Here is a 23,153-nt window from a genome sequence, read left to right as displayed (position 1 = left end):
CAGAGCCGCTGATTGTATGCCTTCACCGGGGTTTGCACAGCGTCGAATGATATCCAAATGATGGCATTCGTCCAAAAAACCGATTCACCCGAACGGCTCACCCTCACTGCCCGGACAGGAAACTCACCAACTGCCGTCCGTGGGAGCTCAGCGCCTCCCAGCCACGAAAGCAGATACGCAGCTCCAGTGTCGCCCAACGCTCCTCCAGCGCCACCCGCCGGACCGCCAGCTCCTGCTCGGCACGCACGGCGGCGGTCTCCGGCAGCATGGCGATGCCCGCGCGCTGGGCCACCAGCTGGGCGATCGCCTCGAAGCTCGGCGCGCGCACCCGCACCTTCAATGGCATGGCCAGGTTCAGCGCCAATTCCTCGACGAAGCGCTGCATGGCCCGCTCGGCCGGCAGGCAGACAAAGGCAAAGTCCAGTGCATCGACCAGGCGCAGCTGCTCGCGACCGGCCAGCGGGTGGTCGGCGGCCACCAGCAACACCAGGCGCTCGGTGCGAAACGGCAGCGACACCAGGCCGTCGTTGACCAGGTTGCCGTCGTACACACCGATCTCGCACTCGCCGCTCAGGACCACGCGCAGCACATCGACGCTCTTGTGTTCGACCAGTTGCAGGTCCACTTCCGGATAGTCCGCCAGGAACGGCCCGAGCACCGCCGGCAGCAGGGTGCTGTTGGTCACCGTCGAGGCCGCCAGGTGCAGGTTGATGCGCCGCTGCCCGGCCAGCTCGCGCAGGGTGTCGTGCAGCCTCTGCGCCTCGCCCAGCACGCCACGCGCCGACTCCAGCACCAGGCGCCCGGCCGGCGTCAGCTGCATGCCGTCGGCCCTGCGCGTGAACAGCGTCAGGCCACTGCGTGCCTCGAACAGCCGCAGGCGGGTACTGGCGGCCGACACCGCCACCGGGAAGGTCGCCGCTGCCTTGCTCAGGCTGCCGGTGGCGGCGATGGCCGCAAGCAGGCGCAGATCGGCCAGGTCGAAGTGCATGATGGCTTCTCCGAATCAGAACGCCATGTTCGAAAAAAAGCGATTCTATCGCATTGGCGTTCTGCTCAGAATAAGCCCATTCCCCTGCCTCGGATGTCCCATGAACCCGATTCCCACTTTCCTCCAGCGCGCCCTTGCCAACGGCAGCCTGTATGCCGTGCTCGCGGCCCTGGGGTTCAGTTTCAAGGCCATCTTCGTCAAGCTCGCCTATGCCGCCGGGCCGGTGGATGCCATCAGTCTCCTGGCACTGCGCATGCTGCTGGCGCTGCCGTTGTTCGCCTGGCTGGTCTGGGCCAGCCGCGGCCGAGGCGATACCCCGCTGAGCCTGCCCGATGGCCTGCGCGTGGCGCTGCTCGGGCTGCTCGGCTACTACCTGGCCAGCCTGTTCGACTTCTATGGCCTGCAATACATCAGCGCCGGGCTGGAACGGCTGATCCTGTTCACCTACCCGACGCTGGTGCTGATCTTCCAGGCCATCGTCCAACGCGAACGCCCTACCCTGCGGACGCTGACGGCCATGGGCCTGTGCTACCTGGGGCTGGGTATCGCCTTCGTCCATGACCTGAGCGTGGCCGGCATCGGCAACCAGGTGGTGATCGGTTCGCTGTGGGTATTCGCCAGCGCGGTGACCTACGCCCTGTACTACTCGGGCACCGGCATGATGCTAAAGCGCATGGGCTCGATGCGCTTGGCCGGGCTGTGCGGCACGGCATCCTCGCTGATGGTGCTGGCGCATTACCTGCTGGTGGCCGATGTCGCGCCGCTGTGGCACCTGCCGGGCGCGGTATGGCTGAACGCAGCGCTGATGGCGCTGTTCTCCACGGTGCTGCCGATCTACTGGGTGGCCCTGGCCATCCAGCGCATGGGGCCGACCCACACGGCGGCGGTGGGCAACCTGGGGCCGGTGCTCACGGTGCTGGCCTCGTGGGCGATCCTCAGCGAGACGATTTCGCTGTACCAGGTGATCGGGTTGGCGCTGGTGCTGTTCGGGGTATCGCGCCTGAAGCCGGCCAAGAAAACGCAGCCGATGCCCGCAGCCAGGGCCACCGAGGGTTGACGGGAGGGCCGTTCAGCGCGCGGTGCCGATAATGATGCTCTGCTCACGCAGCTGCTCCAGCAACAGTAGTCCCTGGACCTGCAGCGCTTCATCGCCCAGCGCCTGCAAGCGCTCGCGCCCGGTCCCGCTCCCCCCGGCCAGAAGCCGCCAGGCCATGGGCGAGAGACGCAAGAAGCGTACCTGCAGCGCGGCGTCGCGATAGACCAGCAACAGCGTCGGCATCGCCGGTGGCTCCAGCGGCTGCTCATGCGGGCCGATGCGCTCCACCGGCCAGAGATAGGCCAGCACCCGCGCCGTGCAGGACAGCAAAGGCTCGCCGTCGAGCAGATCGCCCGCCGGGTCATGGGGTGGTTCCTGGGCGTCGCTCAGGTACAACTGCGCCTCGATCCATTCGTAATGCGCCAGCTCCACTTGCCAGGGGGCATCGAGTTCGATGCCCTGCAGGTAGTCGACAAAGGCTTCGGCCACTTCGGTGAACAGCGGCGTCTGGCTGCGGTAAGCGGCATAGAAGTCGCGCACCCGGGCATGCCAGCGCTGCTCGCCCAGGGTTTGGCGCAACACCGGAAAGCTGCCTGCCAGCAACCCCTCGATGGCGCCGTAGAACAGCTCGCGATAAATCTTCAGCCGCCGCGCCTCCAGGCCCGGTGGTGGCGGATGGCTGGCCGGATCACGCAGGTGTCGGGCCAGGGTGAACTGCTGTTCGCGCAGTGTTTCACTCATCGCTCGGTACTCCATGGGTTTGCTGAAGGCTGCGGATATGGGCCGTCTCGGCCAGCAGCTCGGCCAGCGGCGGGTAGTTGAAATCACGCTCGAGCACGGTCGGCTGGGCGCCGAATCGCGCGCAGGCTTGGGCGAACAAGGCCCAGACCGCATCCTTGACCGGCGCGCCGTGGGTATCGACCTTGAGGTCCGGGGCTTCGTCGTAATGGCCGGCCACGTGCATGCCGACCACCCGCTCCCGAGGGATGCCGGCGAGGAACGCCTGGGCGTCGTAGCGATGATTGCAGGCATTGACGAAGACATTGTTGACGTCCAGCAGCAGATCGCAATCGGCCTCGTCGAGCACCGCGCGAATGAAATCCAGCTCGGCCATGGCCTGGTACGGAGCGGCGTAATAGCTGATGTTCTCCACCGCGATGCGCCTGCCCAGCACCTCCTGGGCCTGGCGGATGCGCGCGGACACATGGCGCACGGCCTCGTCGGTGAACGGAATCGGCAGCAGGTCATAGAGGTGGCCATCGTCGCTGCAGTAGCTCAGATGCTCGCTGTACAGGCGCACCTGGTGATGGTCGAGGAACTGTCGGGTACGCGCCAGGAATGCAAGGTCCAGTGGCGCGGTGCCGCCCAGTGACAGCGAGAGCCCGTGGCAAGCGATGGCAAAGCGTTCGGCCAGGCGCTCCAGGCTCTGGCCGAAAGCGCCACCGACGCCAATCCAGTTCTCCGGCGCGCACTCGAGGAAGTCCACCGCGCCCGCCTCCATCGTCAGCAGGTCGGGCAGCAGGCCACGGCGCAGGCCGAGGCCGGTGTGCAATTTGGGTTGGGACATGATTGCAGGCTCTCTGGGGCATTGAACGGCATCGCGGGGCCAGCCCGCTCCCACGCATGACATCGTGGGAGTGGGCTGGCCCCGCGAGGAGCGTCAGGACTGGCCGGTCAGATGGCTGAACAGCCCGTCGGGCATGGCCTTGCCGTTGGCCTTGTAGATTGCCGCCAGGTGATCGTGGGCCTCCTGCTCGGAAATGAAACCATCGTGATCGCGATCGATCTTGTCGAAGTCGGCGGCGCGGTCCTTGGCCACGGCGAGAAACTCGTCGCGCGAGACCTTGCCGTCGTGATTGCTGTCGGTGCGGGCGAAGGACGCATCGCCACACTTGCCTTCACCGCATTTGCCCTCGGCGCCGGCCTTGGCGCTGGCGCCACACTTGCCCTCGCCACACTTGCCTTCGCTTTGCGTCGCCTTGCCACTGGCGCCGCACTTGCCTTCACCGCACTTGCCCTCGCCCGGCGTCTTGGCGGCGGCCAGCTGGTAGCCCTGGGACAGCGGTTCGACGGCAAAGGCGGTGTTAAGGGCCATGCCGGCGAACAGGGTGGCACCGAGCAGGCCAAGGGTTTGACGGGTGTTTTTCATGATGCAGCTCCACGGGTGGTTGAAAGTGGAGCCATTTGGCCGTGGCGGTGTGTCGTCGGTGTATCGTCAAGGGCGGGGTTTTGTATGCCAGTGGGTCCTGGCGACGGGTTGATACACGGGGATACACAACGCGGCCCCTGCACACGCGAGGGCCGCGTTGCGATGATCAGTCGTCCAATGGCTTGGGCGGCGCGGCGGGCTTGCTCGGTTTGGCCTTGCTGTCCTTGGCCTTGGGTTCGGCGGGCGCGGCGGCTACCGGCTCCGGCGCGGTGATCGCCTTCTCGCTGGCCGGCAACTCGTCCACGGCCTTGAAGATCGTCTGTGGCTCGATCATCTCGCCGCTGTCGTCGTCCTTGAGCATGTGACGTTCACCGTCCTTGCCGATCAGGATCACCTTGGTGCCCTTGCTCGCGCCGAGCTTGAGCTCGCGGATCAGGGCCATGGTGGTCTGCTGCTCGAGGTTCTTGTCCTCGCGCTTGCCCATCATGTTGGCCACGCTGTAGAGCACCAGGCCGCGCTCCTTGAACCCCGCCTGGGTGGCCGGGTCTTCCATTGCCTTGTTCAGGCCACGCAAGGTCGGGTCGGCGCTGCTGGGCGCGATCACCACCAACGGCCTTGCCTTGCCCAGTTCCTTGGCCAGCGGTGCATCGCTGTCGGCGGCGTACAAGGGGCCGGCTACGACGAGCAGGGTGGCGAGGGTCAGTGACCGGACGAGCATGCGCATCTCCTTGTTTTCTCGATCAACCTAAAGACTGCGGATCTGGGAGAAAGATCCGGCGTGGAGCCTAAACCAACTGGCCAGGCGCCTGCTCACGGCAAAAGTAACCGGGCATGTCCCACGCCTGACCAGAGCATAGTCCAAGGACAACGCGCGCACTCAGGATCGTGCCTGGCCTGCGACCGCGCCAGCAGGCTCCAACGCGGTGCGTGTCAGTTCCAGCAGCAGTGCCTGCCGTCCGCTGTCCCACTGCTCGCGCAAGGCCTCCTGCCGCGCCGCGTAGTCACCATCGGTCATGGTCTGCGCGGCCTCCAGCAACGCCGTGGAGCGCTCCTGGAATGGCGCATCGAAGGTCACGAAGCGCTCGCCATGGGCGCGCCGCAGATGCTCCACCCAGAACTCCCGCGCCACTAGCGACTGGGCCACGCGCTCCGGGGTCTCGGTTTCCTGTATTCGCGCACGAGCCCGCTCCAGCCGTGCCGCTTGTACCCCGGCCACTTCGCCAAACAGCATGTCGTCAGGCTGTGCCGGCAACTCGAGGTGATCACGCAGGCCCACTCGGTAGGCCATCCGCACTTCGATCTCGTCAGGGTTGGCGCCCTGTGCCCTGCGCGCCTGGACATCTTCGTTGGCGAGTCGATCCACCTCGTCAAGGCGCCACAGGCGCCGGCCCAGTCGCAGCAGGGCGTCCTGCTGGTCGCCTGCCTGGGCTTGCATGCGTGCCTGCCACACCAGCATGGACAGTTCCAGGTTGCTGAAGCACAACGCGACACTGTCCTGGCACGTCAGGTCTTCGCTGGCGTGCTGGAACAGTTCCCGAGCCAGCGTGGGGTGGTCACGCATGGCGACCAGCATGCTGAACACACGCCTGGCCAGGTGCTGACGCTGACGCTGGTAATCCGACGTTTCCTGCAATCTGCCCAACAGCCGGAAAAAGTCCCCCCCGTCGGTCTCGCCCTCCAGCTCGTCCCAGGCGGCCGAATGCTCGGTACGCGATGCGCTGTCGGCGGCGTCGAGCCAGCTCTGGCGCAAGGATATCGCACTCCCGGCGGTCGGCTCTGACAAGGCCGCGTCATGCAGTTGCTGGAACACTTGCAGGCGTTGCGCCGACTGCGCCGACAACGGGTTGTCCGCCAGCAGCACGCTGCTGCCGAGCCACGCCGGCGAACGGAAGAAGCGCGCCGGCAACTCGGTGATCCGGTTGCCGCGCAGGTCGGCGATCAGCAGGTCCATGCGGTCCATCAGCGCTGGCGGCAGCTCGCTGATCCCGGTGCTGCGCAGGTGCAGGCGACTCAGTCGCTCCAGGCGGTAGAGCGGGAAGGTGCGCCCCAGCGGGTTGTACGACAGGTTGACGTACTCCAGCGACACACAGTTGCCCAGCGTCATGGCCTGGGAGGCATCGAGCACGATGGCGTTGCCGTAAAGGTCCAGCTCGCGCAGATTCCCCAGGTTCACCAACTCCGCAGGCACGCAGGTCAGCTGGTTGCTGGACAACTCCAAGGTACGCAGGCGAGGAAAAGCCTGCAGGAAGCCGGGTGGCACTTCCCGTAGCCCCAGCCCCATCAGCGACAACTCCCGCACATGGGCGAAACTCACCGACTCGGGCAAGTCAGGCAGTGTCTGCAGGTTCACCGACCATACGCTCAGGCGAAACCCGGTCGCTGGCACATTGTCGCCACTGGCCCGGGTCTGCCTGCGCTGCCAGCAATTGACCAGCGTGTCGCTGAAGTAGCGCCGGTCGACACGCTGCGTGGAACTGCCGGCCAGCCGTGTCCAGCTCTGCAGATGGCTTTCCAGTGCCTGCAGCTCACGACCGAGACTGACGATCTCGTCCTCGGGTCTGCGCCCGCTCTGCTGGACCTCGCTGATCCAATTGCTGATCTCGCCGTCGGTGAATGCCGGATAGATTTCGCGCAATGCTGCGGACAGCGCGCGTGCTCGTCGCCGGGGGCTGCCGGGGCTCCGTCCGCTCAGCGGATAGCCAAGGCGCCCGTCACGCAGGCGTTGCGGCGGCTGGAACCAGCCTGTCGCGTCGCGTTGCCCCAGCGCCTGGGCTACCTGCGCGCGTCGCCGGGCGGCCAGGCGCGCCACCGTTATCCTCAGGTTGTGGGCGAACGGATCACCCAGGCCAAGGGCCTGGCGCCGGTCGTTGTCGTAGGCGCTGGCAATCACCTCGAACAACTCGCCGGGCTCGCCAATGGTCTGTCCCTTGCTGTCCAGCAACTGGAATCGGCCATTGAGATGAACCAGGTCGAAATCGGCGGCATCGGCATCGCCGTGCAGCCGTGGCCCATCGCTGCCGCCATCGTACAGGCGCCAGCGAATCGCCGTCTCCTGTCCAGGCAACTGTTCGAGCGAGCCCAGCACGGCCCTGGCCAGATCGGCGTCCTGTGGCGTATCGAGGGAAAGCCCCTCGTACACGCGCGCCAGGCGCGCCTGGCGCTGCGCCGCCCTGGCGGCAGTGGCCAGGCGCAGCGCGACCCGTCCGCTGTCCTGCAGCCGCTGGCGATCCATGGTCCGCGCCGCAGCGACCAGTTCCGCCGCCACCGCGCTCGGCAGCCGGGGAAACTGCCGACGCAAGGCCGCCACATCGCTCGCCTCGCTGTCCTGCAGCGCTGCGTAAAGTTGCTCGAACAACACCCGGCGCTGCTCCCAGACTTGCTCCGCCAACATCGGGTCGCTCAACCCGCTGGCGCCCGGCAGTGCGCGAGCGTGATCGAGCACCGTGACGTCGGTGACCACGTCACCGCCACGCAGTTGCTTCACCACCCGCCGGATGCGAGTGTCCAGGCGAACACGCCGCACGCCATCGCGCAGCCCCGCATCCGGCGCCAGCCCCTGCACGTGCATGGCCCGCAGGTGGTCGCCGTCGAGTGCGTGGGCGACCAGCACCTGGTCGATCTGCTCGTCATCGAGCAGGGCAAAGTCGCCGCCAAGGCGCCGGAACAGCACACGCGTGTCGTCCCACTGCGCGGGCTGCTCGTACCACAGGCGCCAGGCGCCGGCACCGTTGTCGCTCAGCCGCGGGGCATACCCCGCCTGTGCCGCCAGGCGCCAGCGTCCCGTGTCGCTTTGCTGGACGACCGGATAGCAGTGCCCATCCATTTCGATCCAGGTCTGCTCGTCCAGGCGATGAAGGCCCTCGGCATCGCGCACCGCCGCAGCCGGAGCAGAGGCACTGCGAAACGCGGCGAGGTCCGGGTGCCACAGGCGCGTCGTGCCGTCTTCCAGGCGCGCCGGCACCAGGCTGTCGACCATCGACGCTCGCGCCCAGGCATTGCGAGCCAGGGTCACCCCAGTGGCTGTCAGCGCCATGCCGGCAAGGTCGCCGGCGACATTCAGCACGTGATCCAGTGCCGCGCTGGTGTCACCTTCGTGCCAAGCCTCGACACCGTGGAAGACCTCGCCCAGCAACTCCCAGGCGGTCACCGCCAGCAAGCCGGCGCCGATGACCGGCACGAACATGCCGGCCAGGCTGAGCAACGCCCAGCCTTCGGCTTCCAGGCGTTGTTCGTGGGCCCGCCGCACCTGCGCATCGACCTCGTCGGTCGGTACCGCGATCATCGCCGCGTCGTCCTTGATCTGCTCGATACGCGCCTCGCCCAGGCAGTCGAATACCGCCTTCGGCCAGGATCGCAGGTGCTCCTCCAGGGCGATGTTGGCCAAGTCCGAGACCCCGTCGTAGCCGGCCACCACCGCGGCGAAGAAACGCTGGCCGTCACGACGCCGGACGAAGCGGCTGAAGAAACGCTGGTAGGGTGCGGTGCGCAGGTGCTTGCCCAGGGCATTGGCGAAATGACGCAGATCGGGGAACGCCCGCCATGCGCCCTGAGGGTCGCCAGGCACATGCACCAGCACGCGCCAGGTGCTGCTGTACAGTGGGTCGAGACGCTCATCACGCACATCGAGCACGACGATCTGCTCAAGGGTCACCCCCAGCAGGCTCAGCCGTTTGACCTGCACGCTGCGCCCCTGCAAGCGCAGCTGCCCGCGCAGGCCACAGAAATCGACCAACAGCTGATGCTCGTCATCACTGACATGACCACGGATCCAGGCAACATGCGCATCGACCAGCATGGCATAGCGCTGCGCGCGCGAAATCAGTGACGCCACCCGGGTGTCCGGCGCCTGCAGGATCGACACCAGATGCGCCTGATAGCGCCGTCCGAGATCGAGCTCGCGACACAGGCGCGCGAACGTCAGCGCGTTCGGCAGCGCCAACTTCTGGCCAGGGGGGCCGTCCAGGCGATTGCCCGCAGGCTGGCCATCGGCGCTGGCCTGATCGCTGTCGAAATTGCCCAGCGCCGCCGCGAGCAGGGGAACATGCTGGTAGACCACCGTGGTCAGGTGGCTGCCGACAGGCACCTCATTGATGATCGGCTCACGCCGGCCCTGGCGAAAGCGCAAGGCCTTCACATCGGCGGTGCCAGCATGCGGCTGCAGCGCTTGTCGCAGCAACGGCAAGGCGAAGTCGTCGATGTTCTCGATCTTCGCCAGCACGGCGCTGACGCGCTCGCGAAAGTACCAGCTGAGGGTCAGCGCCTCGCGCAGCATCGTCACTTGCGCGGGGCTGGCCGAGCGCAGCCAGGTCGGCAAACGGGCGGCGATGAGGGCATCCTGGAACGTTTCGTGTCCGCTCACTGATGGGGTGCAGGGCAAGTCCTGCTCGTTGCTGTCCATGGCTCGTCTCTCCTGAGGGTGGAGACACGAGGGTATGAGGTTCGCCGGGACGTCGATCGCTAGATAGATAGCACCCGCCCTCGCCCCCCTCAGAAGTCGAAGGCCAGTTGATCCATGTGCCCCAGGTCGATCGTGCGCCCCAGCACGAACGGCAGGATCGCATCCGCCACGGGTTGCAGCTGTCGGGTCAGATAGTGCTCGTAGTCGACCGGTGAGCGCAGGCTCTCCAGGGGCTCAGGCCCCGATGTCGTGATCATGTAGCTGATCCAGCCGCCGTTCTGGTATTGCGTGGGGCGCCCCACCCGGCGATTGTGCTCGTCGGCCAGGCGCGCCGCGCGCACATGCGGCGGTACGTTGCGCTGGTAGTCGGCCAATGGCCGACGCAGGCGCTTGCGGTAAACCAGCAACTCATCCTGCTCACCCGCCAGCGTGCGCCGCACGTACGCGCGCAGGTAGTCGCGGTAAGGCTGGCCACGGAACACCCGGCCATAGAGTTCCTGCTGGAACTGCCTGGCCAGCGGCGACCAGTCGGTGCGTACCGACTCCAGCCCCTTGAAGACCATTTCGTCCTGGCCGTCGCTGCGCCGCACCAGGCCGGCGTAGCGCTTCTTGCTGCCTTCGTCGGCGCCACGAATGGTCGGCATCAGAAAACGCTGGTAGTGGGTTTCGAACTGCAGCTCCAGCGCGCTCTCCAGGCCCATGGACTGGCGCAGGTTGTCGCGCCACCACTGGTTGACCTCGGCCACCAGCGCGCGACCGATATCCGCCGCGGCCGCTTCGTCGTGGGCCCCCTTGAGCCAGACGAAGGTGGAGTCGGTGTCGCCGTAGATCACGTCATAGCCTTGCGCTTCGATCAGCGCTCGGGTCTGGCGCATGATCTGATGCCCGCGCATCGTGATCGACGAGGCCAGGCGCGGATCGAAGAAACGGCAGCCATTGGAGCCGAGCACCCCGTAAAACGCGTTCATGATGATCTTCAGCGCCTGTGACAACGGCGCGTTGCCGGCGCGCTTGGCCGCCTCGCGCCCCTGCCAGACCCGTTCGACGATCGCCGGCAGGCAATGCATGACACGCGAGAAGCGCCCACCGCGAAAGCCCTCGACCGAATGCGTGTTGTCCGGCTGGCGCAGGCCCTCGACCAGCCCCACCGGGTCGATGAGAAAGGTACGGATGATCGAGGGGTACAGGCTCTTGTAGTCGAGCACCAGCACCGAATCGTACAACCCGGGGCGCGAGTCCATGACGAAGCCGCCAGGGCTGGCGGCATCCGGGCGGCTGCCCAGGTTCGGCGCGACATAGCCCAGACGATGCATGTACGGCATGTACAGGTGACAGAACGCCGCCACCGAGCCGCCACTGCGATCCACCGCCAGCCCCGTGACCGCGGCGCGTTCGAGGAGGAATTCGAGCAACCGGGCCTTGGCGAAGATGCGCGTGACCAACTCGCAGTCCTTGAGGTTGTAGCGGGCCAAGGCCGGCTTGTCCTCGGCGAACATGCGGTTGATCTCGTCCATGCGCTGGTAGGGCGTGTCGATGGCCTTGCCCTCGCCCAGCAACTGCTGTGCGACATGCTCGAGGCTGAACGACGGGAAGCTCCAGGTCGCCGAGCGCAGGGCCTCGATGCCGTCGATCAGCACGCGGCCGGGCGCCTCGGCGAAGAAATGGCTGCGGCTGCCGTGCTCGCGCAGGTGCATGGGCGCGCCGTCGCGACCCAGGCACAGGGGCACGCCGAGCCTGGCCGCGTGCTCGTGCAGCAGGCGCAGGTCGAACTGCACCAGGTTCCAGCCGATGATCGCGTCGGGATCGTGGCGCGCCAGCCACTGGTTCAGGCAATGGATGAGACCGGCGCGGTCGGCGCAGTAATGCAGATCGAAGTCCACCGCCACGTCACCGCCATCGGCCGGGCCGAGCATGTACACCTGGCGCTGACCGCAGCCTTCCAGAGCGATGCTGTACAGCTCGCCCCGTTCGCTGGTCTCGATATCCAGCGAGACCAGGCGCAAGGGCGGACGATAGTCCGGATCGGGCTTGAGTTGCGCATCGAGCAGAACGCCCTGCTCGCCCGGCCGGCCATGAAAACGCACCGCGGCGGTGATGAAGCGCTCCATCAGGTAGCGCTCCGGCGGACGGATATCGGCTTCGAGGACGTCGACGCCAGCGGCGCGCAGGCGTTTTTCCAGCGCGATCAGCTGGCGATACTGGTGGCAATACAGGCCATGGACCGGGCGCAGGTCGAAATCACGCAGCTGCAACGGCTTGAGCGCGACGCCCGGTTCGTCGACCAGCACCGCCCTGGCCTGCTCGGCCTGTGCCGCGGGGACGAACGCCACCGAGGGCTGCGGCGCCAGACGCAGACGCCTTGGCCCCTGGTCGGTGGCCAACCAGAACTCCACGCAGGTGCCCTCGGGGGTGTCGTGCCAATGGCGGGTGAGGACAAAACCCTGTTGCAACTGCACTGCCTGGACCTCGGATCGCTGTTCTGTTCGCTCGAACGCGATTGTAGCGCGTCTGCCCGGGCAAATGCCTGCGTCGCGGCATCGGCACGGGTCAGCCCTTTCAAGGCCTCTGGGCAGGAGGGCTATTGACCGAGTCAGGGCCGCCAAGTGTTCGCCGTTAGAGTTGCAGCGCCTATGAGATCGAGCGCCGCCCGCGCGGCGCATCGCGACGCAAGGCCGCTCCTACATTTGTTTCGGGCCCGTCTCTCCTGTGCCATTACCTGGTCCGCCTTGTTGGCACGACGCGGTTTCAGCGTGGGCACCACTGCCGCCCCACCAGTCTTGAGACATGCGCCAAGGCGGACAGCGGTACTTTCACAGGAATAATTGGCCCGAAACAGATGTAGGAGCGGCCTTGCGTCGCGATGCGCCGCGCGGGCGGCGCTCGATCTGATAGGCGCTGCAAGGCTCGCGGCGAACACCTTGGAAGTGCTGCCCCTGACAGCCAGCGGCGCGCTGTTTCTCGAGCACAGCCGCCGCCTCCCGCCGCCCACCGACCTCAGCCGTACAAGTAGCTGATGTCCTTGTGCGCCAGCGGCGGCACCTGGGCTAGCAGGTAATCGCGCAGCTTGTGCATCTGGTGCGCCTTGGGGCTGGCCTTGAGCCAGGTCATGTAGTAGCCGTCGCCGGTGGCCACGGCCTGCGGGAACGGCGTGACCAGGTTGCCGGCGGCCAGGTCGGCGCTGGCCAGCACCAGGTCGACCACCGAGATGCCCAGGCCCTGCTGGGCGGCGGAAATGCCCTGGTCGAGGGTATCGAACACCTGGCCCTGGTCGATGCTGACGTCCAGCGCGTCCACCCGTGCCAGCCAGCGTCGCCAGTCGCGTCGGTCCGGCGAGGGATGCAGGAATTCGCAGCGCTCAAGCACCGACAGGTCCGGGGTGGATGAATCGAGGTAGCTCGGATGGCATACCGGGATCAGCCATTCATCGAACAGCTTGAGGCTCTCCACCTCCGCCGGGAAGCGCCCGTTGCCCAGCAGGATCGCGCAGTCGTAGGGCTCGCAATAGAAGTCCACGGCGTCGATGTCCATCCACACGCTGGAAAGTTGCACCGAACAGCTGTTGTCGACCTTCTTGAAGCCATCCAGGGCCCTGAGCAGCCAGCGCACGGTAAGCGTGGACGGCGCCTTGAGCCGCACGCCATAGCGATCCTGGCGCAACAGGGCGCAGGCGTTCTCGATGATCTTGAAACCGACCTTGAGCTCCTGGGCCAGCAACCGCCCGTGCTCGGTCAAGCGCAGCTTGGGGCCGCGACGTTCGAACAGATCGCAGCCGAACAGCGCTTCGAGGGTCTTGATGTGATGGCTGACCGCGCCCTGGGTAAGCGCCAGCTCCTGGGCCGCGCGGGTGAAGGAGCCGTAGCGCGAGGCCACTTCGAAGGCACGCAGGGCATGCAAGGCTTGAATCCGTTCAGACATGAGGCGTTCCAGAGCATGAGCGAGGCTAATAGTAGGTCATAGTTCCAGGCGTTTTACAACGTGGTGGCCATCTCCGAAAATGCTGGTAAATAACAATTACATATAGCCAAACAGCCTGAATATGACTGAAAAATTCATTTAACGCGGCACTTGGATATACCTGGGGAAATCATGTTTACGGGTTATGGAAACTGCTACCGCCTGGATGCGCTGGAGCTAGCCGATGAACATGTCCAGAACAAACACCACTGGACGCACAAGACCATAGAACATTTCAAGGAAACCCTGGCCAACCCTGACTTCCCTTGCCTCTTCGGGCGCAAGGCGGTCACCGCGCGCACCTGCCACATCGTCTTCGCCCAAGCCGCCCGGCTGGCGGACGACATGGCCCAAGGGCTGGCCGAGTACATCAGCACGATCGAGCCGCTCCCGCTCAAGCAGCGCATCGGCAACCCGCTGCTGGTCTTCCTCGAGACCACGCCCGACACCTCGCTGACGCAGCAGCAGGCCCTGGCCTGGAACGTGCTGCGCCAGGTCCATGCCCGCGATCCGCGGCCGTGGCCGGCGCAAGTGCCGCAGGACCCGCATGACGCCCGCTGGTCGTTCTGCTTTGCCGGCATGCCCCTGTTCATCAACATGAACTTCCCGGCCCATCGACAAATGAAAAGCCGCAACCTGGGCAAGCATATCGCCTTCGTCATCAACCCCCGCGAGAGCTTCGACGAAGTGGCCAGCGCCACCACCGAAAGCGGCCAGCGCATTCGCGCCCGTATCCGTGAGCGGGTGCGCCACTACAACGACGGTGTCATGCCCGACTCGCTCGGCTTCTTCGGCCAGGACGACAACTTCGAGTGGAAACAGTACCAACTGCAGGAGCCTGGCTCGCTCAACCCGGCGCGCTGCCCCTTCCATGCCCATGCGACACCCGAATCACTGATCGAGAACTGAACGTGAATACCGCACTGACCGCTACCTACGCCCTCACCGTCCTGCTGCTGATCGCCACGCCCGGCCCGGTGGTGGCCCTGATCGTCAACACCGCCGCCGCCTCGGGCTCGCGCAAGGCCCTGTTCACTGCTGTCGGAACCAACTGGGCCTCGCTGGTGCTGATCGGCGCCGCCGCCTGGATCATCATGACCAGCGCGGCCATCGACAAGACCTGGCTCAATGGCATGAGCCTGCTCGGCTGCCTGTTCATCGGCTACATCGCCCTGGGCACCTTGCGCGAGGCGCTCCAGGCACCGGCACCGACCGCGCCCGCCCCCGTCGAACCTGCCGTGCAGGCGGGCCGTGGCGGCCTGTTGCAGGGCTTCATGGTCGGCATCTCCAACCCGAAGGACATCATCTTCTTCATTTCCTTCTTCCCTCAGTTCATCCAGATCACCGAGTCGTTCGGCAAGAGCATGGTGGTGCTGTCGCTGCTGTGGATCGTCATCGATTTCGCCGTGCTCAGCCTGTACATCTTCGCCATCGGCAGGATCGCCTCGTCCCGCGCCAACCGCCTGATCAGCCTGGCCTCGGGGGTCGCGCTGCTGCTGATCGCCGCCGTCGGCCTGGCCTACAACCTCAGGGAACTGGCTGCCTGAGCCCGCCCTGCCCAAAGGAGCGTCCATGACCACGATCGATGCCTCGTCCACCGCCGCCATGGATGCTCCCGCCCCCCTGCCGACCGATTATCAGCACTTCCTGCAACTGGGCAGTCGGCGGGCACCGCACACCCTGTACATCCACGAGCGCGGCTATCGCTCCGGCACCATCAATACCGACGCCCTGGGCATGCGCTACAGCCATTGCGCCGGCAAGCGTTTCTCGTTGGCCGAGCGCGGCGGCGGCGCGCGGGTCAACCTGCTGGTGGGCGGGTCCACCGCCATGGGCATCGGTGCCAGCTCCGACGAACATACCGTGGCGTCGTACCTGTCGGTGCTGACCGGGGAAATCTGGCTCAGCCTGGCCGGTTGCGGGCTGAACGCAACGCAGGAGCTGCTGCTGTTCCTCACCCACCAACACCGCGTCGGCCAGATCGGCCATGTGGTCGTGCTCAGTGGCCTGAACACCCTGGCCCAGGAAACCCTCGGCGAAATGCTCGCGGGTACTCAGGACCCTCACAACGGCCAGACGTACCAGGCGTTTCTCAACCGTTTCAACGAAGGTGTGCAGCCGCCTGAGCCGCCGCGGCGCGAGTCGTTCCTGCAACGCCTTGGACAGCTCTTCGCGCCGCGCCGGCCAGCGCAATGGCCACTGCTCGAGGCGCTGTCGAGCCCCGACAAGCGCCTGATCCGCGCCGCCGACTGCATCGGCCGCACCCTGCGCCAGTGGGAGCGCCTGCTGGCCGATGGCCATACCACCCTCACCTTCATCCTCCAGCCTCTGCTGCCCTGGTGCCGGGAAAACCTGCCCAGCGCCGAACAGGCCATGCTGGATCGCCTGAACCGCCAGCCAACCCACTTCGACCGCCTGATCGACAGCACCTACGACAGCCAGCTGCACATGGCCTTCTTCCGGCGCATCAAGAGCCAGGCCGACCCCGTGCCCTGCTACGACATGAATTGCATGCTCAGCAGTTCGCCGGTATTCAGCGAGAATCTGTTCGTCGATCGCCTGCACTTCAACGACCTGGGCAACAACGCCCTGGCCAAGGTGATCACCGCCAAGCTCGGCCTGGCCCAAGATAAACACGCCCTGCGCAAGGTCTCGCCGATCAAGCTGGTCTGATAGTGCCTTGCCGGGCTTTCGGCGAAAGGCTTTGGCTGGCTAGAATACGCTGTCGTCGCTCCTGATCCGCCCGAGGCACACGCGTACCCGTCATGACCTATCCAGCCGCCCCCCAGCCCGCGACCTTGCATCAGGGCCACCGCCACCGCGCACGTCGAGCCATATGCCTGCCCCTGCTGCTGGCGGCGACGGTCGCGCAGGCGCTGGAGGTGAACATCGACCCCCATGCCGATCTGCTCTACCGCCAGGCCCTGCCGCTGCTGGAACAGGCCGACAATCAGGACGCCAACGCCAGCCCCTTGCGCACCGCCAGCGGCGATCCTGAATTAAGTCGCCAGGGTCAGGCCATGGCCCATACCCTGCCCACGGCGGTGGCGCTGCTGAAAAAATCCGTCGCCCTCGGCCATCCGGTGGCCCAGTACCGCCTGGCCCTGTACTACACCACCTACCTGCCGGCCGGCCAGATTGCCGACGCCGCCTGCCCGCTGCTGGAGGCCAGCCTCAAGCAAGGCTTCGCCCCACCCGCCCTGGCGATCGCCCATTGGTGCCAGCCGTACAACACCAGTGCCGCCTACCGCGAAGCACTGGAGGCCGTGCCCAGCATGGCGACCCTGTACGCACCGTACTACCCGCAGCCTGCGACTCGACTGGCCTGCAGCCGCACCCGCCCGCAAGGGTTGCAGATGCAGTGGGGGCGTCAGCGCGACTACCAGGCCGAGATCTACCGCCTGCTGGCCGAGATCGATCCGCAGCAGCGCCTGACCCATCTGCGCAAGGCGGTGGACATCAACGGCTGCGCGGCGGCGCAGCAACGCCTGAGCAGCAACCGCTGAGCCCACCAGCTACAGACCGATACATACCCCCCCTCCCCGCGACACACGGCAGATACCCCGGCACCGCACACTCCCGGCCAGCTCAGCGCGACGGCATCCCGCCATCGCCGCCTGTCCCGGGAATCGCCCATGAAAGCCCTACCCTTGCCCTCCGGTTGGCGGCTGTTCGCCGTCCTCGCCGCCCTGACGCTACTGATGGCCGCAAGCGTGCTGGCCACGCCCCCCGTTGGCGCGGATGGCCTGCGCGGTGCGATTCGCGCTACCGCCCGCAGCTCGTTCGCGCTGTTTCTGCTGACGTTCCTCGCCTCGACGCTGGCCGCTCTGCTGCCGAGCGCCTTCAGCCGTCAGCTGATACGTGAGCGGCGCTACCTGGGCCTGGCATTCGCCTTCTCGCATACAGTCCACGGCGGCTTGATCGCGCTCTACGCCACACGCTTCCCGGAGCTGTTCTGGGCGGGCCGCACGGCCCTGGCGAACCTGCCGGGCTCGGTCGGCTATCTGTTCATCGCGCTGCTGACCCTCACTTCGTTCAAGGCCCCCATGCGCTTGCTCGGACCGCGCCTGTGGAAAGGTCTGCACAGCACCGGCACCTGGGTATTGGCGGCGGTGTTCTGCCTGTCGTTCTACAAGCGCCTTCCACTGGGCGGCGGCTACCCACTGGCGTTCGCCCTGATGTTCGCCGCCATCACCCTGAAGCTCGTCGCCAAGCAAGCCCTGCGCCTGCGCCGGGCCACCCCATCACTGTCCAACTGAACATCCGGAGCCCGATCATGCCTTCGCTCACCCTCAATCGCCCCTTTACCGCTCTTGACCGCGTCGGCAACTGGGGCGCCGACCTGCCGCTACGACTGTTCCTGGCCTGGGAGTTCTTCGAGTCGGGCCTGGAGAAGTTCAACGGCAGCAACTGGTTCGCCGACCTGCAGTCGAGTTTTCCATTTCCCTTCGACCTGTTGCCGGCCGGCCTGAACTGGCAGCTGTCGATGTGGGCCGAGCTGATCTGCCCAGTGCTCCTGCTGCTCGGGCTGGGCACGCGCCTGGCTTCGGCGCTGCTGATGGTGGTGACGGTGGTGGCGATCGCCGCGGTGCACTGGCCAAGCCAATGGTCGAGCCTGGCCGACCTCGGCCGGGGCTATGCGATCACCGACCAGGGATACGGCAACTACAAACTGCCGCTGATCTATCTGGTGGCGCTGGCACCGTTGCTGCTCAAGGGCGCCGGACGCCTGAGCCTGGACGGCTGGCTCAGGCGCCATCGGCGCTAGGCGCTTGCCAGCGCTCGGGGCGGGCCGGACAATGCCCTCACCTGCTCGCCCCGGAGCCTTTCGCGTGTCCCTCAAAGCCCTGCGCACCCTGGTGACCATCGCCCGCCATGGCACCTTCGCCCGCGCCGCCGACCTGCTCAGCCTGACGCCGTCGGCGGTCAGCCTGCACATCAAGCTGCTCGAAGACGAACTGCAGGTCGCCCTGTTCGACCGCAGCCGTCGCCAGGTGATGCTGACCGAGGCCGGCCAGCTCGCGGTGGCCCGCGCCGAAGGCATCCTGGCCGCCTACGACGAATTGGCCGATACCCTGGCCAGCGCGCCCAGCCTGCGCGGGCGCCTGCGCATCGGCGCCATTCACACGGTACTGGCCCGACGCCTGCCCCAGGCCCTGGTATGGATCAAGGCCCACCACCCCCTGCTGCACGTCAGCGTGGTTTCGGGCATGTCGGCCGAGCTGGCCCGACGCGTCGAGGACGGCGAGCTGGACGCCGCGATCACCACCGAGCCGGTCAGCCCGTACCCACAATGCCTGCGGTACGCGCCGCTGTTCGAGGACCGTTTCTGGGCCATCGCCAGCCCCGAGCTGGCGGGACAGAGCCTGCCCCAGCTGCTCGCCAGCCAACCGTTCCTGCGCTTCGACAAACGCGCCTGGGCCGGCCGGCAGATCGAACAGGAACTGCGCCGCCAGCGCCTGCAGGTCAGCGAGCAGATGGAGCTGGACAGCCAGGAAGCCCTGGCCCGCATGGCGGCCATGGGCCTAGGCGTGGCGATCATCCCCATGAGCGATGACGACCTCGGGCGCCTGCCGCCAGCCACCGTGCTGCCTTTCGGCGAACCGCAACTGACCCGGCGCATGGTCCTGCTCGAGCATGAAAAGAGCCAACGGCGGCATCTGAGCGCGGTGCTCAAGACCGCGCTGGAGGCGTGAGCGAGCAGCGCCGGGGCGGTGTCGATCGCTACAGCTCGCGCCGCAGCAGATAGGTATCCATGATCCAGCCCTTGCGCCGGCGCGCCGCTTCGCGCAATTCGAGGATGCGCGCCTTCACCGCCGGCAACGGCCCACTCACCAGCAGCTCGTCGGCCGTGCCCAGATAAGCGCCCCAGTAGATCGTCAGTTGCGGATCCTCCAGCGCGGCGAATGCGCACTGGCCATCGAGCATCACCACCACGTTGTCGATCCGTGCCTGCTCGCCCAGGCGTCGCCCAGGAAGCACGGTCAGTGGCTCGCCGATGCGGTTGAGGGGGATCTGATGCCTGGCGGCCAAGGCCTGGACACTGCTGATGCCGGGAACCACCTCGAGCTCGAGCCGCACCCCACGCTCACGGACCAGGTCGAGGATACGCAGGGTACTGTCGTACAGCCCAGGCTCGCCCCAGAGCAGGAAAGCACCAACGTCGTCGACGCCCAGCTCGTCTTCGATCAGCCGGGCGTACAGCGTGGCGCGCTGGGCGTGCCAATCCTGCACGGCGCCCACGTAGTCCGCCGCCTGGCCATCACGCAGAGGGTCGCCCACTTGCACCAGGCGATAGCCGCCCTGGGGCAGATAGCGCTCGAGGATCGCCCGGCGCTGGGCTGTCAGCTCATCCTTGTCCGCGCCCTTGTCGAGCACGAAGAACACCGTGGCGCGCCGCAAGGCCTCGACCGCCTGGTAGGTGACCTGGCGAGGATCGCCGGGGCCGATACCGATCAATAACAGCTGTTTCATCACCTGACCTGCCTGAAGACCGGTGGTCATTGTCGGTTGACCACCGATGTTTGGCAAAGGCCTTCAGAGGATCGAGAAGTTGTAGCTGACGATGACCCGGGTCTCGTCCATGTCACGCGCCCACTTCTCATAGTTGCTGCGATAGGTGGAGTTGCGCAGGCGCACACTGACATCCTTGAACGTGCCGCTCTGCACCTGGTACTTCAGTTCGCTGTCACGTTCCCATTCCTTGCCTTCGGCGCTGCTGCCCGGGACCTTGATGTTGTCGCCGTTGATGTAGCGGGTGAAGAAGGTCAGGCCGGGCACGCCCAGGGCCTTGAAATCGTAGTCGTAGCGCACCTGCCAGGAGCGCTCCTGGGCGGCGGCGAAATCGTTGACCTGGGCATAGTTGACCAGGTAGGGATTGCTGCCATCGAGGTACGGCATGGCGCTGTCGCCGAACATGCGCTGCCAGCCGGCGCTGAGCTTGTGCCCGCCGAGGCTGTAGCCGAGCATGCCGCTGAAGGCGCGGTGGTCGATCCGGCCAGCGCGGGCGTTGCCGATATCGTCGCTCTTGATCAGCCGCAGGTCGGCCGACAGGCTGCCGACCTCCAGGGGCTGGCTGGCGACCAGGCCAAGGAAGTGCTGACGGTAGATGTTTTCCAGCTTGGATACCTGGTACTGGGCGCTGACACGATCATTGAAACGGTAGTCGACCCCGGCCAGGTCGAAGTGATCGGCCTCGATGTCACAGGCATAGCGCTTGTTCTTGCAATGCACGCGGATGTCCTGGCGGTCGCTGGAGTCCCGCGCGGTGTACTGGTTCAAGCGCGCCAGGGTGAACTTGAAGTCGCGCACCTCCTCGGAGGTCAGCCAGGCGCCGTGGAACATGGTCGGCAACAGGCGGCCATCGTTGTACTTGAGCAGCGGCACGTCCGGCATCATCGAGCCGTACTTGAGCACGGTCCTGGAGACCTTCACCTTGCCGGCGACACCCATCTTGGCGTACTGGTCGGCGGAGTGGCGCGGATCATGTCCGGAGGACGGCAGCAAGCCGCTGTTGCTGTCCGCGGGGCTCGAGTCCAGCTTGAAGCCGACCATGCCCAGCGCATCCACGCCAAAGCCTATCGGGCCCTGGGTATAACCGGACTGGACATTGAGGATAAAGCCTTGGGCCCATTCTTCGCGCTTCGACGCACCTTGGCTGGAACTGCTATGGCCGTCACGGAAATCCCGATTGAAATAGACATTGCGTGCTTCAACCTTGGCACTGCTGTCTTCAAGAAAGCCGGCGGCCTGAGCGTTGATACCGGCGCACAGGAAAAACAGGCCGGTAACACGGCGCCCAGGGGCGATGGGGAAAGGGGCAAACATGCGAGGAAACATCCAAAAGAAGGGCAGAAAAACGATCCGGGCAACCGATTGCACCGGCACTACAGGAAGGACGAATACATTTCGACCATCATCGTTAATTTTCAACCGATCGCTCTAGCGCGCACCATGGGACCATGGTCTAAGGCCGCTACCAAGGTGCTGCGAGACACGTTTCGAATACACCGCGAAAAACCGGCAAAGTTCCCGGTTAATTGATTGAAAGTTTGCTGTTTACCCACTTGCCGGCGACCACTACACTCTCACTCAGCGAACAGCTACACCCACCCGCGTGGCCGGCGTCCAATGCAGTTTTCATGTTCGTCACGTCATGCCACGGCAGACTTACAGGAGTGATGACAGTGTCCAGACTTGCAGAGTTTCGTGCTGCCGAAAAAGCGCTTCAGGAACAAATGGCACAACTGGAGGCGCTGAAAAAGGATGCCGGCCTTAAACGCGAAATCGAATTCGAGCAGAAACTAGTCGGCCTGATGAAAAGCTACGACAAGAACCTGCGCGACATCATCGCCATTCTCGACCCCAAGGCCGCGACCCGCACTCCGGCCAGCGCCGTCAAGCAACAGCGGCGCCCACGCGTGGTGAAGGTCTACGCGAACCCGCACACCGGCGAGCGGATCGAAACCAAGGGTGGCAATCACCGGGGCCTGAAGGCCTGGAAAGAACAGTACGGCGCGCAGACGGTGGAAAGTTGGGTGCTCTGATGAAACCTCGACAAGCACTTCACACTTTTTTCACAAGCACTGGCGCAGTATCGAACCAGCTAAAGGACTAGCGACCCCATCACGCGCCCGCACATGCGGGCCTCTAATTCCGGCGCCCCGCACTCGTGCGGGGCGCTTTCATTTGCGCTGCAGGCTCACTGCCGTATCATGGCCCGCTTGAATGACTAGGCCTGATTTCGGAGTACCCATGAGCCTGCACGATCTGCAAACCCTGCCCGGCGTTACCGCCCAGCCAGACGCCGCCACCGCCAACTTCGTGTTCAACCACACCATGCTGCGGGTCAAGGACATCGAGAAATCGCTGGACTTCTACACCCGTGTGCTGGGTTTCCGCCTGGTGGACAAGCGCGACTTCCCGGAAGCGGCCTTCAGCCTGTACTTCCTGGCCCTGGTCGACCCGGCGCAAATCCCGGCCGATGACGCCGAGCGTCACCGCTGGATGAAGTCGATCCCGGGCGTGCTGGAGCTGACCCACAACCACGGCACCGAGCACGACGCTGAATTCGCCTACCACAATGGCAACACCGACCCGCGCGGCTTCGGCCACATCTGCATCTCGGTGCCGGACGTGCGCGTCGCCTGTGCCCGCTTCGAGGCGCTTGGCGTACCGTTCCAGAAACGCCTGCAAGATGGCCGCATGAACCACCTGGCTTTCGTCAAGGACCCGGATGGCTACTGGGTCGAGGTGATCCAGCCGAGCGAGCTCAAAGGCTGACTCGCCCGCGCGCTCGTCGGGCCGGGAACTCCCGGCCCCTTGCTGTGGTATATGGGAGTAACGGCGCTTCCAAGCCACAGCGAGGTAAGGACGATGCAAACCCTTCACTGTGAATACCGCGACCATACCATCACCGCCAGCGTGATGCCCCATCCCGACTCGCCCCTGCCCTACGCCGCCGGGTGCCTGATCACCGATCCCGAAGGCCACACCAGCAAGCGGATCTCGATGCCGATGAAATTCTTCGCCGACCTGGACAATGCCCAGCACGTGTCCCTGGCCCATGGCCGGGCGCTGGTCGACGAGCGGCTCGATGCGGGCCGTGGCGTGTTCTGAGGGCGTTGCT

Annotated in this window: 21 protein-coding genes; 11 read left to right on the top strand and 10 right to left on the bottom strand. The window is 65.8% G+C overall.

Translation table 11 applies throughout. The features are described from left to right. Positions 1-103: 103 nt before the first annotated feature. On the bottom strand, positions 104-988 hold the full coding sequence (locus ACYUME_RS11400) for a LysR substrate-binding domain-containing protein (RefSeq protein WP_460418929.1): 885 nt from the start codon (positions 986-988) through the stop codon (positions 104-106). 100 nt (positions 989-1,088) lie between these two features. Between ACYUME_RS11400 and ACYUME_RS11395 the strand changes: the two genes are divergently transcribed. Beyond that, complete coding sequence (locus tag ACYUME_RS11395) at positions 1,089-2,045, top strand: DMT family transporter (RefSeq protein ID WP_460418928.1); 957 nt, start codon at positions 1,089-1,091, stop codon at positions 2,043-2,045. Between the two features lie 12 nt (positions 2,046-2,057). Here ACYUME_RS11395 and ACYUME_RS11390 read toward each other — a convergent pair whose 3' ends face one another. The 7 genes from ACYUME_RS11390 to ACYUME_RS11360 form a co-directional block, all read right to left on the bottom strand. Then, on the bottom strand, positions 2,058-2,765 hold the full coding sequence (locus ACYUME_RS11390; RefSeq protein ID WP_460418927.1) for an HvfC family RiPP maturation protein: 708 nt from the start codon (positions 2,763-2,765) through the stop codon (positions 2,058-2,060). After that, positions 2,758-3,591: an HvfB family MNIO-type RiPP peptide maturase gene (locus tag ACYUME_RS11385; protein ID WP_279884231.1), complete on the bottom strand. Its 834-nt coding sequence runs from the start codon at positions 3,589-3,591 to the stop codon at positions 2,758-2,760. The genes ACYUME_RS11390 and ACYUME_RS11385 overlap by 8 nt, the downstream gene beginning before the upstream one ends. A 93-nt stretch (positions 3,592-3,684) precedes the next feature. Continuing rightward, positions 3,685-4,173, bottom strand: coding sequence for an HvfA family oxazolone/thioamide-modified RiPP metallophore (locus tag ACYUME_RS11380; protein ID WP_279884229.1), 489 nt, complete (start codon positions 4,171-4,173; stop codon positions 3,685-3,687). 166 nt (positions 4,174-4,339) lie between these two features. Beyond that, positions 4,340-4,891 (bottom strand): DUF4174 domain-containing protein, encoded by a 552-nt coding sequence (locus ACYUME_RS11375; protein ID WP_279884227.1) that lies wholly within the window; start codon positions 4,889-4,891, stop codon positions 4,340-4,342. A 159-nt stretch (positions 4,892-5,050) separates the two neighbouring features. Then, a complete protein-coding gene (locus tag ACYUME_RS11370) occupies positions 5,051-9,571 on the bottom strand; it encodes an NEL-type E3 ubiquitin ligase domain-containing protein (protein ID WP_460418926.1) in 4,521 nt (1,506 codons plus the stop codon). Between the two features lie 89 nt (positions 9,572-9,660). Beyond that, a complete protein-coding gene (locus tag ACYUME_RS11365) occupies positions 9,661-12,027 on the bottom strand; it encodes a DNA polymerase II (protein WP_460418925.1) in 2,367 nt (788 codons plus the stop codon). A gap of 538 nt (positions 12,028-12,565) precedes the next feature. Continuing rightward, the gene (locus tag ACYUME_RS11360) at positions 12,566-13,486 is read right to left on the bottom strand and encodes a LysR substrate-binding domain-containing protein (protein ID WP_279888128.1); all 921 of its coding nucleotides are present in this window, start codon (positions 13,484-13,486) and stop codon (positions 12,566-12,568) included. A gap of 171 nt (positions 13,487-13,657) precedes the next feature. On the opposite strand from ACYUME_RS11360, the gene ACYUME_RS11355 reads away from it, so the two are divergent. The 7 genes from ACYUME_RS11355 (at position 13,658) to ACYUME_RS11325 (ending at position 19,221) form a co-directional block, all read left to right on the top strand. Continuing rightward, positions 13,658-14,434, top strand: a complete 777-nt coding sequence (locus ACYUME_RS11355; protein WP_460418924.1) for a YqcI/YcgG family protein — start codon at positions 13,658-13,660, stop codon at positions 14,432-14,434. A gap of 2 nt (positions 14,435-14,436) precedes the next feature. Then, positions 14,437-15,072 (top strand): LysE family translocator, encoded by a 636-nt coding sequence (locus tag ACYUME_RS11350; protein WP_279888125.1) that lies wholly within the window; start codon positions 14,437-14,439, stop codon positions 15,070-15,072. A gap of 25 nt (positions 15,073-15,097) precedes the next feature. Beyond that, positions 15,098-16,198, top strand: coding sequence for a hypothetical protein (locus ACYUME_RS11345; RefSeq protein WP_460418923.1), 1,101 nt, complete (start codon positions 15,098-15,100; stop codon positions 16,196-16,198). Between the two features lie 92 nt (positions 16,199-16,290). Beyond that, positions 16,291-17,031, top strand: a complete 741-nt coding sequence (locus ACYUME_RS11340) for a sel1 repeat family protein (RefSeq protein ID WP_460418922.1) — start codon at positions 16,291-16,293, stop codon at positions 17,029-17,031. A 129-nt stretch (positions 17,032-17,160) separates the two neighbouring features. Beyond that, a complete protein-coding gene (locus tag ACYUME_RS11335; protein ID WP_460418921.1) occupies positions 17,161-17,784 on the top strand; it encodes a hypothetical protein in 624 nt (207 codons plus the stop codon). A gap of 17 nt (positions 17,785-17,801) precedes the next feature. After that, positions 17,802-18,293, top strand: a complete 492-nt coding sequence (locus ACYUME_RS11330; RefSeq protein ID WP_279888117.1) for an HvfX family Cu-binding RiPP maturation protein — start codon at positions 17,802-17,804, stop codon at positions 18,291-18,293. Between the two features lie 64 nt (positions 18,294-18,357). Next, positions 18,358-19,221: a LysR family transcriptional regulator gene (locus tag ACYUME_RS11325; protein ID WP_279888115.1), complete on the top strand. Its 864-nt coding sequence runs from the start codon at positions 18,358-18,360 to the stop codon at positions 19,219-19,221. A gap of 28 nt (positions 19,222-19,249) precedes the next feature. On the opposite strand, the gene cobF is transcribed toward ACYUME_RS11325, so the two are convergent. Together cobF and ACYUME_RS11315 are read right to left on the bottom strand one after the other, a co-directional pair. Next, the gene (gene cobF / locus ACYUME_RS11320; protein WP_460418920.1) at positions 19,250-19,999 is read right to left on the bottom strand and encodes a precorrin-6A synthase (deacetylating); all 750 of its coding nucleotides are present in this window, start codon (positions 19,997-19,999) and stop codon (positions 19,250-19,252) included. A 63-nt stretch (positions 20,000-20,062) separates the two neighbouring features. Next, the gene (locus ACYUME_RS11315; RefSeq protein ID WP_460418919.1) at positions 20,063-21,352 is read right to left on the bottom strand and encodes an OprD family porin; all 1,290 of its coding nucleotides are present in this window, start codon (positions 21,350-21,352) and stop codon (positions 20,063-20,065) included. A 359-nt stretch (positions 21,353-21,711) separates the two neighbouring features. On the opposite strand from ACYUME_RS11315, the gene ACYUME_RS11310 reads away from it, so the two are divergent. The 3 genes from ACYUME_RS11310 (at position 21,712) to ACYUME_RS11300 (ending at position 23,143) form a co-directional block, all read left to right on the top strand. After that, entirely contained in the window at positions 21,712-22,071 is a 360-nt protein-coding gene (locus ACYUME_RS11310; RefSeq protein ID WP_460419339.1) for a histone-like nucleoid-structuring protein, MvaT/MvaU family, read from the top strand. A 208-nt stretch (positions 22,072-22,279) separates the two neighbouring features. Beyond that, the gene (gene gloA / locus ACYUME_RS11305; protein ID WP_460418918.1) at positions 22,280-22,807 is read left to right on the top strand and encodes a lactoylglutathione lyase; all 528 of its coding nucleotides are present in this window, start codon (positions 22,280-22,282) and stop codon (positions 22,805-22,807) included. A 93-nt stretch (positions 22,808-22,900) separates the two neighbouring features. After that, positions 22,901-23,143: a hypothetical protein gene (locus tag ACYUME_RS11300; protein WP_460418917.1), complete on the top strand. Its 243-nt coding sequence runs from the start codon at positions 22,901-22,903 to the stop codon at positions 23,141-23,143. Positions 23,144-23,153 lie beyond the last annotated feature (10 nt).

It is taken from the genome of Pseudomonas sp. microsymbiont 2 (genome assembly GCF_054788395.1).
Note: the sequence above shows the minus strand (reverse complement) of the source record. Positions and strands in the feature narration are given on the sequence as shown.

Bases quoted from the DNA above. Each gene is read 5' to 3' on its own strand.
- ACYUME_RS11400 (WP_460418929.1), bottom strand. From the start codon at position 988: ATGCACTTCGACCTGGCCGATCTGCGCCTGCTTGCGGCCATCGCCGCC.
- ACYUME_RS11395 (WP_460418928.1), top strand. From the start codon at position 1,089: ATGAACCCGATTCCCACTTTCCTCCAGCGCGCCCTTGCCAACGGCAGC.
- ACYUME_RS11390 (WP_460418927.1), bottom strand. From the start codon at position 2,765: ATGAGTGAAACACTGCGCGAACAGCAGTTCACCCTGGCCCGACACCTG.
- ACYUME_RS11385 (WP_279884231.1), bottom strand. From the start codon at position 3,591: ATGTCCCAACCCAAATTGCACACCGGCCTCGGCCTGCGCCGTGGCCTG.
- ACYUME_RS11380 (WP_279884229.1), bottom strand. From the start codon at position 4,173: ATGAAAAACACCCGTCAAACCCTTGGCCTGCTCGGTGCCACCCTGTTC.
- ACYUME_RS11375 (WP_279884227.1), bottom strand. From the start codon at position 4,891: ATGCTCGTCCGGTCACTGACCCTCGCCACCCTGCTCGTCGTAGCCGGC.
- ACYUME_RS11370 (WP_460418926.1), bottom strand. From the start codon at position 9,571: ATGGACAGCAACGAGCAGGACTTGCCCTGCACCCCATCAGTGAGCGGA.
- ACYUME_RS11360 (WP_279888128.1), bottom strand. From the start codon at position 13,486: ATGTCTGAACGGATTCAAGCCTTGCATGCCCTGCGTGCCTTCGAAGTG.
- ACYUME_RS11355 (WP_460418924.1), top strand. From the start codon at position 13,658: ATGTTTACGGGTTATGGAAACTGCTACCGCCTGGATGCGCTGGAGCTA.
- ACYUME_RS11345 (WP_460418923.1), top strand. From the start codon at position 15,098: ATGACCACGATCGATGCCTCGTCCACCGCCGCCATGGATGCTCCCGCC.
- ACYUME_RS11340 (WP_460418922.1), top strand. From the start codon at position 16,291: ATGACCTATCCAGCCGCCCCCCAGCCCGCGACCTTGCATCAGGGCCAC.
- ACYUME_RS11335 (WP_460418921.1), top strand. From the start codon at position 17,161: ATGAAAGCCCTACCCTTGCCCTCCGGTTGGCGGCTGTTCGCCGTCCTC.
- ACYUME_RS11330 (WP_279888117.1), top strand. From the start codon at position 17,802: ATGCCTTCGCTCACCCTCAATCGCCCCTTTACCGCTCTTGACCGCGTC.
- cobF (WP_460418920.1), bottom strand. From the start codon at position 19,999: ATGAAACAGCTGTTATTGATCGGTATCGGCCCCGGCGATCCTCGCCAG.
- ACYUME_RS11315 (WP_460418919.1), bottom strand. From the start codon at position 21,352: ATGTTTGCCCCTTTCCCCATCGCCCCTGGGCGCCGTGTTACCGGCCTG.
- gloA (WP_460418918.1), top strand. From the start codon at position 22,280: ATGAGCCTGCACGATCTGCAAACCCTGCCCGGCGTTACCGCCCAGCCA.
- ACYUME_RS11300 (WP_460418917.1), top strand. From the start codon at position 22,901: ATGCAAACCCTTCACTGTGAATACCGCGACCATACCATCACCGCCAGC.